The organism is Zhenhengia yiwuensis, from assembly GCF_014384995.1.
Lineage (GTDB): Bacteria > Bacillota > Clostridia > Lachnospirales > Cellulosilyticaceae > Zhenhengia > Zhenhengia yiwuensis.
In genome coordinates this window covers 35,684-52,246 of the sequence record NZ_JACRSY010000024.1, presented here as the reverse complement: position 1 = coordinate 52,246, position 16,563 = coordinate 35,684, and the positions used below count along the sequence as shown (strand labels likewise).

Sequence of the window (16,563 nt, the reverse complement as noted above, 5' to 3'; positions counted from 1 at the left end):
TTTTAACAACATCTATTTTTATTTCATATGAAATTTTTGATTTTCTTCCCATGAAAAATGCTCCTCCTTAAGATAACAGTTTTATTATTTAAACTGTCTACCTTAAGGGGAGCATATCATAAGTTATAGGACACCTTTATTTTTATAGAGTATAGCTAAGTTTTAGGGTTAATTAATCACAATAGCACTAGCATCTAATACGTTATCGTAAATCCATTGGGCATTTTCTACAGCTAATCGGATACATCCATGGCTTAAAGCCATACCTAGTCTAGCATCTATGATTTCAGTTCCAGCAGCATTAAAGAGAACGGAATGATAATAATAGGCTCCTTTGATTCTGGTTGCATATTTAACTCTATAATTATCAGTACCAAAGTAAGGTTTTCTACCACTTACATAAAAAGTCCCCTTTATAGTGGGTGTACTAGGCTTTCCAACAGTGCAGTCCCATTTATAGAGTAAAACCCGTAGACCATTAGCCCCTTTTTCAAAGACATAAGTGAGTTTATTTTCTAAGTCCGTTGTAATTAAGTTTACAGTAGGACTTGGGATTTGATTATCATTCACGAACCTAGTCATATCAGTATAAAAATATGTGAAATCGTAGTGAGCTGGGGAATTCCCATCATCCGTTAAGAAATAGCTAAAGATGTAGCCTTGTTGATCATTATAAACAACATGACTCCATTCACCCGTTACGGATAAAACTTGTACTTCAGATTTTTCAGGAACCATGGCAACTGGATTGGATTCAGCGGAAGGATAAGATCTTAAGAGTAAATCTAGCCAAGTATATTTAGTTGTTGATAAGGAAGAGGCAGGGACATAGCCTGTTAGATTGTTATACATAACGGTATACCAATCTTCTTCGCCATCAATAATCTGGACTTTTGCACCTGAAGGAATTGCGGTAAGTATTGTAGATGAAGTGGATTTTGTTTGATAGAGATTGGTATTGGCCAAAGTATATTTATAAGACTCTGATGTTTGTCTATTATTTCTTCTTAAATTTCTTCTCATATTTCACCTCAAATTTAGTCTTATAATACACTATGATAAACCTACAGGATAAGTGAAAAATGGTAATTAATTTTCTGAAAAACATGTTGACAAATTTATAATGTATAAGTATTATTGTATTAAGTGATTAATACAATAAAGAGGTGGTACAATGTCATGGAAATTTGATACAACAAGGCCAATTTATATGCAGCTCGTAGAACGTATCAAACTAATGATTGTAACAGGTGAGTTAGCAAGTGGAAGTAAGTTAAAATCTGTAAGAGATATGGCAGAAGAAGCGGGTGTGAATCCTAATACAATGCAAAGAGCATTAGCAGAGCTAGAACGTGAAGCATTAGTATATAGTCAAAGAACAAGTGGAAGATTTGTAACAGAGGATAAGGAGTTATTAACCAAAATGAGAGATGAATTTGCAGAGGAAAAGGTAAAGACATTTATAGAATCATTAATGCAGCTAGGTTATGCGCAAGATGAAGTCATAACACTGATACAACATTATTTAGGGGGAATAAAATAATGGAACCTATATTAGAAATTACTCATGTAAGTAAAACATATGGTAAGAAAGAAGCACTTAAAGATGTAAGCTTAAAGATAGAACCAGGTAAAGTAGTTGGCTTATTAGGGCCTAATGGAAGCGGAAAAAGTACACTGATTAAACTCATTAATGGACTGCTTCAGCCAACAGATGGACAGATATTAGTAGCTGGTCAAGCATTAGGCATAGAAACTAAAAAGATGATTTCCTACTTACCAGAAAGAACTTATCTCAATGAGTGGATGAAGGTAAAAGACTTACTAGGATTTTTTAGTGACTTTTATGAAGACTTTGATATAGAGAAAGCACGACAGATGCTTGCTACACTTAAAATAGATGAAGACAGCAAACTTAAAACCCTCTCTAAAGGAACAAAAGAGAAGGTTCAGCTCATCTTAGTTATGTCTAGAAAAGCCAAGCTCTATGTTTTAGATGAGCCAATAGGAGGGGTAGACCCAGCAGCTAGGGATTATATTTTAAATACGATTATTAAAAATTATTCTGAAGAGAGCTCTGTCATTATAGCAACCCATCTCATTCAAGAAGTAGAAAATATTTGTGATGATATTATTTTCCTAGGCTATGGAGAAGTTAGGTTACAAGGTAACGTAGATGACATTAGACAGGAAAAAGGTCAATCTATAGATGCATTATTTAGGGAGGTATTTAGATGTTAGGAAAATTAATTAAATATGAATTTAAAGCGACAGGAAGAACTTTCTTACCTCTGTATGGCGCTATTTTGCTCGTTGCACTCATTCAAAGATTTTTAGGAAGAAGCAATAAGGGGGTATTTGAAGAGCTTAATACACTAGGTAACTTTACAACCCTTGCATTAGTTGGATTATTTATAGCATTAGTTGTCATCACTTTAATTGTAACGATTCAACGTTTCCAAAAAAATCTACTATCAGATGAAGGGTATTTAATGTTTACCTTACCTGTTAAAATAAGAAGTTTAATTATTACTAAAATGCTTGTAGCAGTAACATGGGTTATTTTAAGTGGAATAGTTGGGGTGATAACATTTATCGTTTTATTTGCTACCGGAGAATTCTTTGCCGAAGTGGGGCAGATGTTTTCCATATTCATACCACGAATGATGATTATGCTACAAGATGAAGTAGGTCGAATGGGCCTATTTGTCATTACCCAATTTGCACTTGCAACATTCTTGATGTATATACAATTTGTAGTCTTAATCTACTTATCTTTAGCAATAGGACAGTTCCCAAGTTTCCAAAAACATCGTACGGCGGCATCATTTATAGCTTTCTTCGTTATTAATACGGCAATCAATTGGATAACAGGAATGACAATGTTAGGAAGTCTATATACAGGGGCGAATATGGATCCTACTAAGAGTTTATTTATAGCAAATATAATGGCGATAATTTTTATAGTCGTTATGTTTGAAGGTACAACTTATATTCTAAAGAAACACCTAAATTTAGAGTAAGGATAGGGTGAAAATAAAAGGTTCCAGTGAGAGTAAGCTCTTTATTGGGACTTTTTATATTTCCCAATAAGCTTTTAAAATCTTATAAAAAGGATAGGAAGAGCATTATACAATAGAGAAATAGACAGTAAATTTTTGGAGATCAGATCATATATTAGAAATATAGTATTTAAACCCTTATAGCATAGGTAAATAGCATTATAGAACCTTTAAAAAAGATATGAAGGAGAATCAATATATGAGAAGATCAATACCTTTGGAGTGGCAAGCGGAGCAGGTTTGTGATAATGCCTCTAAGCCGCCTTTAATTTTTCAGCTTCCTCCAAAAGAGGGGCGTGAAGTTTTGGAAAAGGCACAAGATGCCCCTGTTTATAAATATCCAGCAGAAATTAAGACCATACCATTCCCCACAAGTAACTGGGGAACAATTAATGTGTATGCAATAATACCTACTAATAGAGTCGATATACCTAATGTCATTTATTACATTCATGGAGCAGGGTGGGTATTTGGAAGTTTGCATACGCATGATAAACTAGTACGTGAACTGGCAGCTCGTACGAATTCCATAGTAGTCTTTCCAGAATATACGCGCTCACCAGAAGCAAAATACCCTACAGCTATTGAACAGTGTTATGAAGTTATGTGTATGCTTCCTAGCTTATTATTACGAATAGGTTGCAGTGCCAATTTAAATACCTTAACAGTTGCAGGAGATAGTGTAGGCGGGAATATGGCAACTGTAATGACTATTATGGCTAAGAATAGAAAAGGACCTAAGATTCATAAACAGCTTTTATATTATCCAGTAACCAATGCTTGCTTTTCTACTAAATCCTACTATAAGTTTGCAGTAGACTACTATCTATATAGAGCTGGTATGATGTGGTTCTGGAACCAGTATACTATGAGTAATAAAGAACGTAATGAGATAACAGCTTCTCCTTTAAGGGCCACACTAGAAGAGTTAGAAGGCCTTCCAGATGCTATGATTTTAAATGGAGAAGCAGATGTTCTAAGGGATGAGGGGGAAGAGTATGCTAGAAAATTACGAAAAGCTGGAGTAGATGTAACAGCTATACGTTTCCAGGCTATCATTCATGACTTTGTTATGCTTAATACTTTAGACCAGACTAAAGCTTGCCGTGCTGCAATGGATGCTTCTACAGAATGGATCAACCGAAAGAATAAAGAGATGAATAGAGGCCAGGCTCCAAAATGGAGAGATAAGCATACTAGAAGGTAAAAGCAAAAATAAATAGATTAATTTATCTAACCAAACCATTTTTCTACCGACTATATAGGTGTAAGAAACAAATTTTAATGTTGAGGGGAACTATGAGAACAGAACTTACAATAGAACAAATGATAGATAAAAATTTTTTAGATAAGCTCTATGGATTTGCCTATAAACGCTGTAATAATTCACCTGAGGCCGAGGACTTATGCTCAGAGATGATTTTAAACATTCTTAAAGGTGCGCGTAAAAATCCTACTATTGAAAATTTCTATAGTTTTGCATGGACCATTGCACATCGTACGTATGCAGATTACTGTGAGAAACGCACCAAGCAAAAAGAAAGATTTATTATGGAAGCCTATAACGAGGAAGTCCGAAATCTAGAGACACACCCTATCGAAGTGTATATGGAAGAAGAGAGCGATGCCTTGTACCTTAAACGGATTAAAAAAGAGATTGCCTTTCTTTCAAAAATGTACCGAGAGGTCATGGTCATGTATTATTTAGATGAAATGAAAGTGTCTGAAATCGCAATATGCCTTGGACTTAGTGAAACTACAGTAAAACAACGCCTGTTCTCAGCACGTAATACCCTTAAGAAAGAGGTAGGAAAAATGGAGAGTAAAGATTTAAGTTTAAAACCAATTCATATGCAATTTGTTGGCAAGGGAGACCCTGTAGGGAATGACCCTTCATCAAAGGCAGAGCGCATGTTGTCTCAAAATCTTGTTTATCTATGTAAAGATACAGCTAGAAGCGCAAAAGAACTTTCAGAACTACTCAATGTGCCTATGCCTTTTATAGAAGAAGAGCTCGAAATTCAATGTGCAGGAATAAATGGGGATTATGGTTTATTGAAAAGATTAGAAAATGGTAAGTATATCTCTAATTTTATTATGTTGGAGTTAGAGCATTTTAGAGAAATAAATAAAATGTATGAGGAAAAAATAGAAATCCTTGCTGAGAGGATAGGCGCTTATTTACAAAGACGTGAAAAGGACATTCTAGGTTTTCCGTTCTTAAATAAACAAACAGATAGAAGATTTATTGCTTGGTCATTAATAAACCTCTTAGTATGGTCTTATAGCAAGGGAATTGATCAATGTCTAGAAGAGAAATATTTTAAAGCTATTCAAAAACGAGAAGAGAAGTATCTTGTTTTTGGAATAGTTATTGGGACCAATGATGCACTGGATATTCAATTTTACGGATGTGATGGCATAAGTGCTTATAATATCTGTGGCTATAAGGCTGTGTCTGCCTTTAACCTTTATGGTGAGCGTATCCAGCAACATTTTGCTTGTGGGCACGATATCTCCAATGACCCGCTACTACGTTTAACACTTCAAGCAATTAAGGGTATCAAACGGAGTGAATTAACACAAGATGAGCAAGAAACCGCTGCAAAAGCTATTGAGGCAGGCTACTTAAAAGTTGAAGAAGGGTATTTATATCCTAAAGTTGTTGTAATGGATATAGAAGAGGCCAATGCTTTCCAAAGCCTAGCACTCGATATTGAAGAGGAATTTAAAGATTTAGTAGAGGACGCAGCAGATAAACTCTATAAATTCATTAAGAAATTCGTACCTAAACATTTAATGAGTGAATATCATATGTTTACAATGGTTACAAGCTGCGGACTTGTAAGTGATATTATTGAAGAATGTATCAAAAAGAATATTTTAACCTTACCAGAGCGGACACCTTGTGCAGAAGGAACATGGATTATGGTAAGTAAATAATTTATAAATAGAAGCCCTATACTGTGAGCTACTTAGCTATAGTATAGGGCTTTTATTGAGTAAGATACTAATTTTGCTGTTTAAGCGTTTTTAGAATTTACATCCGCCGTTTATAGTTGAATATTGGAAGTGGCGTTTTTACTTATTTTTATATTATAATAGCAAAAGATAAATGAAAGAAGCTAGAACTTACTTGTGGAGGAACTATGAGCGATAACATTAAAGTGAATTATTATGATACATTCAAATGCATTGCGGGGGATTGTCCCCTAACTTGCTGCCAGGAGTGGCGAATAGGGGTAGATGATCACACGCTTCAAAAATGGCAAGGTGTAAATTTAAAAGCTAATAACCAAGATGGTGAAAATAAATTAGGGATACACTTATGTAGCCATGTTAAATCAGACGAATCAGGACATGTGATTACTTTAAATAAAGAGAAGAAATGCCCATTTCTTAATCAAGATAAATTATGTAGGCTAGTAACAGAGTTAGGTGAAGATTACTTATCTGAAACGTGTACCACCTTCCCACGCCAAATCAATACTTTTGAGAACCGAGTAGAATATTCTCTTGATACAGGTTGCCCAGCAGTCGTAGATTTACTTAATCAAAATCTGAATACTATCCATTTTGTTAAAGAAGGAGCTAAAAATCCAGACCTTTTATATAATGTACGTGAGATGATCCTTACGCTGATTCAAGATGAAAATTATACACTAACAGAGCGTATGATGATTATTTTCTATGCTCTGTTAGAACTCTTTGAGCAAGATGAAATCACAGCTAAACAAGTTCATCAATATACAGATGGTGGGCACATTCAACCATTGGTGCAAGCTATCAGAAAAATGAGGTTTAACCGTTTGGATTCCTTCTGGGAAGGTAATGAACTCTTCCTAGATGTTGTGCATAACTATCGTAAGCAAAAGCTTTATGTAGATTATCTAGAACCTATTTCAGTTACAGCTGAAGGGTTAGAGGCAGTCTATACAGAACAGGTTATCTTAGAGAAAGCTAAAAACTTTGAAAGAGCCTTACAGCCTTATGAAGATCTCTTAAAAAATTACTTAATCAGCGAAATCTTTGGTAACTGTCTTATGCCTGAAATGGAGTTAGAAGATGTAGTAGTGGGATTCCAATGGATTACCTTAGAGTATGCCGTACTTAAGCAAGCTCTCTTCCTAAAATGGCTGATGAATGGTGAGGGTGAGATCGACTATATAATGGTAAGAGATTATATATCTGTTATTTCTAGAGTCACAGGTTATGAACAAAGTGATATTAGAGAGTACCTAGAAAATAGTTTTGAAGAAGTGATATGGGAATGGGGTTACCTTGCACTCGTTATTGGGAATGGAAAGCTATAAGTATAAAATAAATTATAGTATAATAGAAATAATAAAAATTTTATTAATTCCATAAAGGGGGAACAGGTAAGCGGTGGCACTTATTATTTCCGATGTAGAAAGTAAGTTGTTAAACCTAAAGGATGAGGATATTATCATTGAAAATAATGGACATATCCATCCTTGTATAGGATGTTTTGGATGTTGGGTGAAGACACCAGGAAGATGTATCATTAAGGATGATTACAGTGATACAGGAGAGAAACTTGGAAAATGCAATGAACTCATTATAGTAAGTAAATGTACTTATGGGAGCTATAGCCCATTTGTAAAAAATGTTTTAGACAGGGCGATTTCCTATATCCATCCTGATTTTGTAATACGTAAAGGTGAAATGCATCATAAGAGACGCTATGATAATAGTATTATAATGAAGGTTTACTTTTATGGGGAGGCTATTAGTGAGCAGGAAAAAGAGACAGCTCGAAATCTTGCGAAAGCCAATGCAGTGAATTATGATGGGCTAGTTCAAAAAGTTGTATTTCTAAAGAGTAGGGATGAACTGAGAGGGATGAGTCTATGAAAATTGCAGTAATTAATGGAAGTCCTAAGAAGTCTGATAGCGCCAGTACTACACTGCTGAAGGATTTAAAAACATGCTTTCCAAAAGAAATAAGCTTTATAGACTATGATTTAAGAGTGAGTACCATGTCTCCAGATATAATAGAGGAATTCAATCAGTTTGATGCCCTTGTTTTTGCATTTCCCTTATATGTAGATGGCATACCTTCACATTTATTATCTTGCCTATGTGAAATAGAGACTTATGGTATAGAAAACAAAGCGATACACGTCTATGCTATAGCGAACTGTGGTTTCTATGAAGGAAAGCAAAATAGAAATGCTTTACATATTATGCAAAACTGGTGTGAGAAAGTAGGACTTATATGGGGACAAGGGATAGGTGTAGGTGGTGGTGGTGCACTTTCAAGTTTAGGGAAGGTGCCACTAGGCAAGGGACCTAAGAAAAATTTAGGCACTGCATTCAATCAATTAGCGGCTCACATACTAGCTGGTACATCAGCTGACAATATCTATCTATCCATAAACTTTCCAAGGTTTTTATACAAATGGGCAGGGCAGCTGGGTTGGCGTCAGTCAATCAAGGCAAACAAGTTAAAGGTTAAAGATTTGGGGCGTAGGTTATAAAGGAAAAATAGAGTAAAAAGGAGAAAATACATATGATAAACTATACAAAAGAAGAATCTATTGCTTTAATTGAAGCATTATCTAATGCAAAGGGTGCACCTGGTTTTGAAGATGAAGTCGTAAATATTATTAAAAAGAAATACGGTGAGCAGTTCACTATTCAAGAAGACAGCATGCGCAATCTTATGATTTATAGGAAAAATCATGCAGGCAACAAGCCTATTATTATGTTAGATGGGCACTCAGATGAAGTTGCTTTTATTGTGCAAAGCATTAGACCAAATGGAACCCTTAAATTTTTACCTTTAGGTGGCTGGGTAACGCAGACTGTGCCAGCACATAAAGTACTTATTAAAAATAGTGAAGGACATTACATAGAAGGCATTATTGGTTCGAGACCACCACACTTTGGCGGGGGAGATGGTCAGAAGTTAGAAGATATGATTATTGACGTAGGGGCTACAAGTTATGAGGAAGTGGTAGACCTTTTCAAGATAGAAGTAGGTGCACCAGTTGTACCAGATACCACTTTTAGTTACAATAAAACCACTGAAATCATGTTAGGGAAAGCTTTTGATAATAGATTAGGCTGCGGATGCGTTATTGAGACTTTACTTGCCCTTGAAGGATTAGAGCTTGATGTAGATGTAGTAGGGGCTATCTCTGTACAAGAAGAAGTAGGATGCAGGGGGGCTAAAGTTAATGTGAAGAATATTAAGCCAGATATAGCTATTATATTTGAAGGCTCCCCAGCAGATGATACTTTTATGGATAGGTATGAGGCTCAAGGGTGCCTTAAAAAAGGTGCACAAATTAGACACTTTGATAGAAGTTTTATTGCTAACCCAAGACTCATTGAAGAGGTGAAAAAAGTAGCACGTGAAAAAGAGATTCCTTACCAATGTGCTGTACGTAGCGGTGGTGGTACAGATGCAGGGCCAATTCACTTAGAATTAGCAGCAGTTCCGTGCCTTGTATTAGGCGTACCAGTACGTTATGCCCATACACATTATGGCTACGCAGCTATGAAAGATTATAAAGCATCTATAGAGTTAGCCGTAGAATATATTAAAACTTTAAGCGAAGAAACAATTGCTAAATTATAAAAGATAAAGGGTAAGCCCACTGGGTTTACCCTTATTTGCGTCTGTAAGTCATATAAGTATACGTAAGCTCTTCATGGAAAACAGCATCTATTTGTTTAGTAAAATCCTCTTCATTAAAAGTAGGGAAGAAGGTATCCCCTTCAATATAAGCATCAATAAGGGTAATATACATAGTATTTACGAGATGAAGAGATTCCTTATATAATCTTTCACCACCAGTAATATAGATAGTTTTACCTGGAGCTTTAACTTGGGCTAAATGTATAGCTTCTTCTAATGAGTGAGCCGTCATACAGTTTTCGTCATCAAGGTTCTGTGTGCATGATATAACAATATTCATACGGTTAGGCAAAGGATGGCCTATGGATTCATAGGTGCGTCTTCCCATAACGACTACATGATCTGTAGTTAATGCTTTAAAACGCTTAAGCTCATTTTTTAAGTTCCAAGGCATATGGCCTTTATTGCCGATAACTCTATTCCGAGAGTGGGCTACAATAAGTGCAATCATGGATCAATCCTTTCTATTTGTATATATCGTGTATATCCCTCTTGATTAGTATGTAACTTACCTAGTTATTTTACAATATAGATACCTTATATGAATATAAAATAAATAAGAGACTATTAGATAGTCAGTGTAGAATAGTAGTAGAGTATAAATTATATAAGGTGTGATTTTGAGAAGCAGTAGTAGGAGAATAAGAAAGAGATTACGAAAAAGCCAGCGATAAGTATGAACTTACCGCTGGCTTTTTCGTGTATGTAAGATTATTTTCCGATGAACATTTGTGTCCAGTAGTGTCCGTTAGCATCATAGCCAACGCCCATATGTGTGAAGCTTGCATTTAAGATATTTGCTCTATGGCCGCTACTATTCATCCAGCCGTTTACAACAGCTTCTGGTGTGCTGTAACCTTGAGCGATGTTTTCACCAGCACTTTTATAGCTTATGCCAAATTTTTTGAGCATATCAAATGGTGAACCGTAAGATGGGCTTGTGTGGTCAAAGTATTTATTAACACGCATATCTTCAGATTTAAGTCTTGCTACATTTCTTACACTTTCATCCATTTGAAGTGCATTAAGACCTGCTTTTTGACGCTCAACATTGACAAGTTCTAAAACTCTGTTCTCAAATTGAGTTTGTGTAGATACATTTGTATCAGGTTTTGAAGTTTCGTTATCTGGAGTAGATGGTTTATTCTCAGGTTTTGAAGTTTCGTTATCTGGAGTAGATGGTTTGTTCTCAGGTTTTGAAGTTTCGTTATCTGGAGTAGATGGTTTATTCTCAGGCTTTGAAGTTTCATTGTCTGGAGTAGATGGTTTATTCTCAGGCTTTGAAGTTTCGTTATCTGGAGTAGATGGTTTATTCTCAGGTTTAGATGTTCCATTACCTGGTATGCAGTTCCCTGGATTCCATAAATTATCAAAATCACAATCTAGATTAACAATGTTGTTACAAGAGAATTTATATGTATTTACTTTTACATTACATGTTTCATTAATATCTTTGGCATAAACAGTTGCGCCAGCTCCTGATCCTATAACAGTTGCTCCAATCATAAGGAATGCTGTAGATTTTGAGATTGCTTTTGTAAATAGTTGTTTTGCTTTCATAATTTTGTCTCCTCTTAATTCAATTCGGATTCAAAGTTATTACGTATTTATTTCGTGTGTAAATGATGCGTGTAACAACTTTGTAACATTTATTATACATAGTTTATAATATTTTGCAAGTGATGCTAGTGCGATTTTAGAGCCTATAAAAATAAAATAGATATAAAATGTTACAAAGTTATTACGCTGTAAACGTTGGGGGACAAAGCGTGATTAACATAATATAGGGAATATATAAGTTTTAAAATAAGTTAAAAATTTCCTAAAGAAATAAAGAAAAATGCTTACATAGGACTATAGAGTACATGTAAGAAACAAAACAAACCCAAGGTAGTTTACAAACACTCTAAGATTTTTGTTATCTAAATTTTAGGGTATAATAAGGTATAGGAAAGGAGTGATCGTATGACATTTAAGAATTTACAAGATACGTATACACTAGCTAATGATGTGCAAATCCCTTGCATAGGATTTGGAACATGGCAGACACCGAATGGTGAAACAGCTATAAACTCAGTAAAGGCAGCTTTAAAAGCAGGCTATAGGCATATTGATACAGCGGCTTGCTATGGTAATGAAGCAAGTGTGGGACAGGCCATTAAAGAATCAGGTGTGCCAAGAGAAGAAATTTTTGTAACAAGTAAAGTATGGAATACAGAAAGAGGCTATGAAAAAACACTAGCAGCTTTTGAGACGACTATGGAAAAGTTAGACTTAGACTATGTAGATTTATATCTTATTCACTGGCCAGCGGCTGCTAATCAGTTTGAAAACTGGAAAGAGATTAATGCTCAGACGTGGAGAGCATTAGAAGAGCTTTATATAGAAGGTAAGGTTAAAGCGATTGGTGTAAGTAACTTCTTACCGCACCATTTAGAAGCTCTTCTTGAAGGAGTTAAAGTTGTACCAATGGTGAACCAAATTGAATACCATCCAGGGTTTATGCAAGCAGAATCTGTAGCTTTCTGCAAAGCACATAACATCTTAGTAGAAGCATGGAGCCCGTTAGGGACAGGAAATGTGTTAAACAATGAAACCCTTATAATGATGGCTCAAAAATATAGCAAAACAGTCGCTCAAATCTGTATTAGATGGGTCCTTCAACATGGGCTCTTACCGCTTCCAAAGTCTATAACAGAAAGCAGAATTATAGAAAATACAGAGGTATTTGATTTTGAAATTAAAGATGAGGATATGGCAATTATTGATGCTATCCCATTCTGTGGTGGAGCAGGTATTAATCCAGATGCTATCAATTTCTAATAAGCAGTTCAATTAATAATCCTATATAGAGAAAGAGTAAATAAAACCTGATTAAGTAGAGGGGTTAAAACCAACCTATTTAATCAGGTTTTATCTTTGTGTAGAGGTAATTAGAGTATATATGAGGTGTAAAGAGACTATTTTTTAATGATTTAATGGTAAAATTGCACATAAAATAAAATTAAATATTATAAATTTAATAATTTTATATAAAAAATAATGAAAAAATTAAAATATTATGATAGGATATACTATATCAAAATTATAGGGAGGATTGAATATGAAAAAAAGATGGATGAAATGGTTGGCATTAGGCTTAATGGGTTCACTTACATTAACAGCCTGTTCTAATGGAGGCGGCTCAAAAGAAGCAAATGCACAATTAACTGAAGAGGAAAAGAATGCACTTTATACAGAAGTAGGAACTTATCCTATCACAAATGAGCCGATTACAATGACCATGTTCCAAAGAATCGTACCTAATATTATTGATTATAGTACCAATGAATTTACGAAGTATATGGAGGAGAAAACGAATATTACTTGGAAATTTGAGTCTGCTACATCTGATGCTGTAACGGAGAAGATTAACTTGCTCATGGCTGGTGGTACACCTCCAGATGTATTTATTTTCGATACACCAGATGAAGCCAAATTTGGGGTAAAAGAAGGGCTACTCTTACCAATTGAAGATTTAATTGAAGAGAATATGCCAAACTATAAGAAAGCTATGGAAGAGGTTCCAGCTATCAAAGGTAGAACAACAGCAACAGATGGGCATATCTATAATATTGCTACTGTTAACCAATGCTACCACTGTACATATGCTCAAAAGATGTGGGTAAATACAATGTGGCTTGAAAAAATGGGAATGGATGTTCCTACAACCACAGAAGAATTTAAAGAAGTATGTAGAAAATTCTTAGAAATTAATCCTAAGGGTGTAGCGATTGCAGGCTCTAATGATGGATGGTTCCAAGACCCAACCCCATTTTTAATGAATGCCTTTATTTTAGACCCAGGCTATGACACAGACCCTAAACTGGTTTTAAATCCAGAAGGTAATGTAGATGTTATTGTGAATAAAGATGAGTATAAGGAAGGGTTAAAATTCCTTAATGAATTATATGAAATGGGAGCTATTTACGAAGGGACCTTTACCCAAAACTCAGGTCAGTTAAGGAACCTTATGGCACAAGAAGGTGAACCTGTATTATTTGTACCAGCAGGTACTATCTCGGATGTAATAGACTCTGTATCTAATAATGAAACTTATCGCCATTATAAAACCATTGCACCTATTGAAGGAGCAAGTGGTTTAAGACAGGCGACATATTACAAACATGCAGGAATTGGTGCAACATCTTTTGCCATTACAAAAGATTGTAAGTATCCAGAAGCAGCATTAAGATGGATTGACTATATGTTTACATTAGAAGGGACACTGACTTCACAGTTTGGATTTGAAGGGGAAGACTGGAAGTATGCAGAAGAAGGTCAAGTTGGACTTGATGGTAGACCTGCTACTTATGAAATCTTAACAGCATATTCTTCAGAACCACAAAACAAAGACTGGCAAGATGTCGGTGTATCTTACAGAACTGCAGATATGAGAATGGGTGCTGCAACAGAAGAAGGTAGAGATGTAGGCTCACCAGAAGGTATTGAAGAATTACTTCTTCAAGAAACAAAGAATAACTATGAACCCTATCCTCAGCCAGAAGGAAATTATGATATTTTACCTGCTATTAAGTTAACTGCTGAAGAATCAACAGAAATCCAAACTATATCTGTTGAGTTAGAAAAATATGCAGAAGAAATGCGCGTTGCTTTCATTAGTGGTACTAAAGACATTGATGCAGAGTGGGATGATTATATTAAAGGCTTAGAAAAACTTCAACTCTCAAAATATATAGAAGTATACAATAACGCCTATACAAGACAGTATAAGTAAAGGATGAGAGTAGAGAGTAGAGCTATAAAAGCTAGAGTCTCTACTCTTCATTTATTATAAGTAAGACTTTATGAAAAAGAGGATAAGATGGGGGAAGTGTGAGAGGATTTATAAAAAGTACGAAGAATAGATATAGAGGAAGGGGATCATAGATGGCTAAAACCAATGCAGGGATAATAGAACAGGAAGAAGTTTTCCTAGGTGAACCATTAGATAGAAAGGCAAGACTAAGAAAGACATGCAGAAAGGCATTGACACAGTGGCAATTTTACCTGATGTTACTGCTACCACTTATTTACGTTATTGTCTTTAGCTATATTCCGATGGGTGGAATTGTAATGGCTTTTAAGGATTATAGTGTATCTAAAGGAATTTGGGGAAGTGACTGGGTAGGATTTAAACATTTTATACAGTTCTTAAGCTCACCTTCTAGTTTAGATGTTATATGGAACACATTAGCACTAGGGGTTTATAGTCTTATTGCAGGCTTTCCTATTCCTATCTTATTAGCTATTGCGCTCAATGAGGTAGGAAATCAAAAATTTAAAAAGGTTGTGCAGATGGTTACTTATGCACCTTATTTCATATCAACAGTTGTTATGGTTGGTCTCATTATGCAAGTAACAGATATGCGTACAGGTATCATCAATAATATCTTACAATTATTTGGACAAGACCCTATTAACTTTTTAGGGGACCCAGATTTATTCCCATCTTTATATGTATGGTCAGGAATCTGGCAAACAGCTGGTTACTCAGCAATCATTTATCTTGCTGCCTTAGCAGGTGTAAGTAAAGAGTTACAAGAAGCAGCAATTGTAGATGGGGCATCTAGATTAAAACGTATTTGGCATATTGATTTACCTGCCATTAGACCACAGATTATTATCTTATTAATTTTCAATGTAGGTTCTATTATGAGTATAGGCTTCGAAAAAGTTTATTTAATGCAAAATAGCATGAATATGTCTAAGTCAGAGGTTATCGCAACTTTTGTTTATAAAATAGGGCTAGTTAATGCAGACTATAGTTTCTCAACAGCAGTAGGATTATTTAATTCCGTTGTAGGGTTCATACTGTTAATAAGTGTAAACTGGTTAGCTAAGAAGTTTTCAGATACTAGCATTTGGTAGAAGGGGGGATAAACCATGAAGACATCAAATAAATTAATTAAAGAATCAAAAGCAGATAAGGCTTTTATCATAGGGAATTATATTATTTTAGCATTTGTATTAGTCATTGTACTCTATCCTATCATCTATGTAGTGAGTGCATCTTTTAGTAGTCCTCAGGCTGTTATTGGGGGAGAAGTATGGCTATTTCCAGTAGAACCTACATTAATGGGATATGAAGCTGTATTTAAGAATAATCAAATTTTAGTAGGGTTTAAGAACTCTTTTATTTACATGATATGTGGGACCTTTATTAATCTTATTATGACCATGCTTTGTGCTTATCCACTTTCACGTAAAGAGTTAGTAGGCAGAAATGTGATAACAGGTATCTTTGTTTTTACTATGTATTTTAGTGGTGGACTTGTTCCTACCTATATGCTCATTCAAAAACTTGGTTTGTTAAATACGAGATGGGCTATGATTATTCCAGCAGCTATGTCTGTGTGGAATATGATTATTGCTAGAACGTATCTTCAAAATACTATTCCAGATACACTCTATGAGGCAGCTGAAATTGATGGCTGCTCACCTATAGGCTTCTTCTGTAAGGTTGTTATGCCATTATCTAAGCCAATTCTTGCGGTACTTGTCCTCTATTATGGTGTAGCGCATTGGAATACTTATTTTAGTGCTATGATTTACCTAAATAATCAAGATTTATTCCCATTACAACTTATTTTAAGAAATATATTAATTATGAATAATATAGACCCAACTATGATGCAAGATGTGGAGGCTATGCTTCAAAAGCAAGGGCTTGTAGATTTGCTTAAGTATTCTGTTATTGTAGTTGCTAGTGTACCAGTACTTTGTATCTATCCATTTGTACAAAAATACTTTGTTAAAGGTGTTATGATTGGGGCTTTAAAAGGCTAAAAATAA

Annotated in this window: 16 protein-coding genes; 13 read left to right on the top strand and 3 right to left on the bottom strand. The window is 35.0% G+C overall.

Features of this window, described 5'->3' with window-relative positions; all coding sequences use genetic code 11:
* Positions 1–168: 168 nt before the first annotated feature.
* A complete protein-coding gene (locus tag H8718_RS14110; protein ID WP_249333372.1) occupies positions 169–1,023 on the bottom strand; it encodes a L,D-transpeptidase family protein in 855 nt (284 codons plus the stop codon).
* Between the two features lie 151 nt (positions 1,024–1,174).
* Between H8718_RS14110 and H8718_RS14105 the strand changes: the two genes are divergently transcribed.
* The 9 genes from H8718_RS14105 to H8718_RS14065 all read left to right on the top strand — a co-directional run bounded on the left by H8718_RS14105 (position 1,175) and on the right by H8718_RS14065 (position 9,669).
* The gene (locus H8718_RS14105) at positions 1,175–1,543 is read left to right on the top strand and encodes a GntR family transcriptional regulator (RefSeq protein ID WP_177671065.1); all 369 of its coding nucleotides are present in this window, start codon (positions 1,175–1,177) and stop codon (positions 1,541–1,543) included.
* A complete protein-coding gene (locus H8718_RS14100; RefSeq protein WP_249333371.1) occupies positions 1,543–2,241 on the top strand; it encodes an ABC transporter ATP-binding protein in 699 nt (232 codons plus the stop codon). Before H8718_RS14105 ends, H8718_RS14100 begins: the two co-directional genes overlap by 1 nt.
* The gene (locus H8718_RS14095; RefSeq protein ID WP_249333370.1) at positions 2,235–3,023 is read left to right on the top strand and encodes a hypothetical protein; all 789 of its coding nucleotides are present in this window, start codon (positions 2,235–2,237) and stop codon (positions 3,021–3,023) included. Before H8718_RS14100 ends, H8718_RS14095 begins: the two co-directional genes overlap by 7 nt.
* Positions 3,024–3,261: 238 nt before the next feature.
* On the top strand, positions 3,262–4,269 hold the full coding sequence (locus H8718_RS14090) for an alpha/beta hydrolase (RefSeq protein WP_249333369.1): 1,008 nt from the start codon (positions 3,262–3,264) through the stop codon (positions 4,267–4,269).
* A 92-nt stretch (positions 4,270–4,361) separates the two neighbouring features.
* A complete protein-coding gene (locus tag H8718_RS14085; protein ID WP_249333368.1) occupies positions 4,362–6,005 on the top strand; it encodes an RNA polymerase sigma factor in 1,644 nt (547 codons plus the stop codon).
* Positions 6,006–6,211: 206 nt separating this feature from the next.
* Positions 6,212–7,375, top strand: a complete 1,164-nt coding sequence (gene fliB / locus H8718_RS14080) for a flagellin lysine-N-methylase (protein ID WP_249333367.1) — start codon at positions 6,212–6,214, stop codon at positions 7,373–7,375.
* A gap of 73 nt (positions 7,376–7,448) precedes the next feature.
* Positions 7,449–7,937 (top strand): NAD(P)H-dependent oxidoreductase, encoded by a 489-nt coding sequence (locus H8718_RS14075; protein ID WP_177671060.1) that lies wholly within the window; start codon positions 7,449–7,451, stop codon positions 7,935–7,937.
* The gene (locus H8718_RS14070) at positions 7,934–8,563 is read left to right on the top strand and encodes an NAD(P)H-dependent oxidoreductase (protein ID WP_249333366.1); all 630 of its coding nucleotides are present in this window, start codon (positions 7,934–7,936) and stop codon (positions 8,561–8,563) included. Before H8718_RS14075 ends, H8718_RS14070 begins: the two co-directional genes overlap by 4 nt.
* 32 nt (positions 8,564–8,595) lie before the next feature.
* Positions 8,596–9,669, top strand: a complete 1,074-nt coding sequence (locus H8718_RS14065; RefSeq protein ID WP_249333365.1) for a M42 family metallopeptidase — start codon at positions 8,596–8,598, stop codon at positions 9,667–9,669.
* A gap of 31 nt (positions 9,670–9,700) precedes the next feature.
* Here H8718_RS14065 and H8718_RS14060 read toward each other — a convergent pair whose 3' ends face one another.
* Positions 9,701–10,180, bottom strand: coding sequence for a dihydrofolate reductase (locus H8718_RS14060; RefSeq protein ID WP_249333364.1), 480 nt, complete (start codon positions 10,178–10,180; stop codon positions 9,701–9,703).
* Between the two features lie 260 nt (positions 10,181–10,440).
* The gene (locus H8718_RS14055; protein ID WP_249333363.1) at positions 10,441–11,289 is read right to left on the bottom strand and encodes a CAP domain-containing protein; all 849 of its coding nucleotides are present in this window, start codon (positions 11,287–11,289) and stop codon (positions 10,441–10,443) included.
* Between the two features lie 405 nt (positions 11,290–11,694).
* Between H8718_RS14055 and H8718_RS14050 the strand changes: the two genes are divergently transcribed.
* From H8718_RS14050 to H8718_RS14035, 4 genes are all read left to right on the top strand, one after another.
* The gene (locus H8718_RS14050) at positions 11,695–12,552 is read left to right on the top strand and encodes an aldo/keto reductase (protein ID WP_249333362.1); all 858 of its coding nucleotides are present in this window, start codon (positions 11,695–11,697) and stop codon (positions 12,550–12,552) included.
* A gap of 280 nt (positions 12,553–12,832) precedes the next feature.
* The gene (locus H8718_RS14045) at positions 12,833–14,506 is read left to right on the top strand and encodes an extracellular solute-binding protein (protein ID WP_249333361.1); all 1,674 of its coding nucleotides are present in this window, start codon (positions 12,833–12,835) and stop codon (positions 14,504–14,506) included.
* A 152-nt stretch (positions 14,507–14,658) separates the two neighbouring features.
* Positions 14,659–15,639, top strand: a complete 981-nt coding sequence (locus H8718_RS14040) for an ABC transporter permease (protein ID WP_177671052.1) — start codon at positions 14,659–14,661, stop codon at positions 15,637–15,639.
* Positions 15,640–15,654: 15 nt separating this feature from the next.
* On the top strand, positions 15,655–16,557 hold the full coding sequence (locus tag H8718_RS14035) for a carbohydrate ABC transporter permease (RefSeq protein WP_177671051.1): 903 nt from the start codon (positions 15,655–15,657) through the stop codon (positions 16,555–16,557).
* The last annotated feature ends 6 nt before the right edge of the window (positions 16,558–16,563 follow it).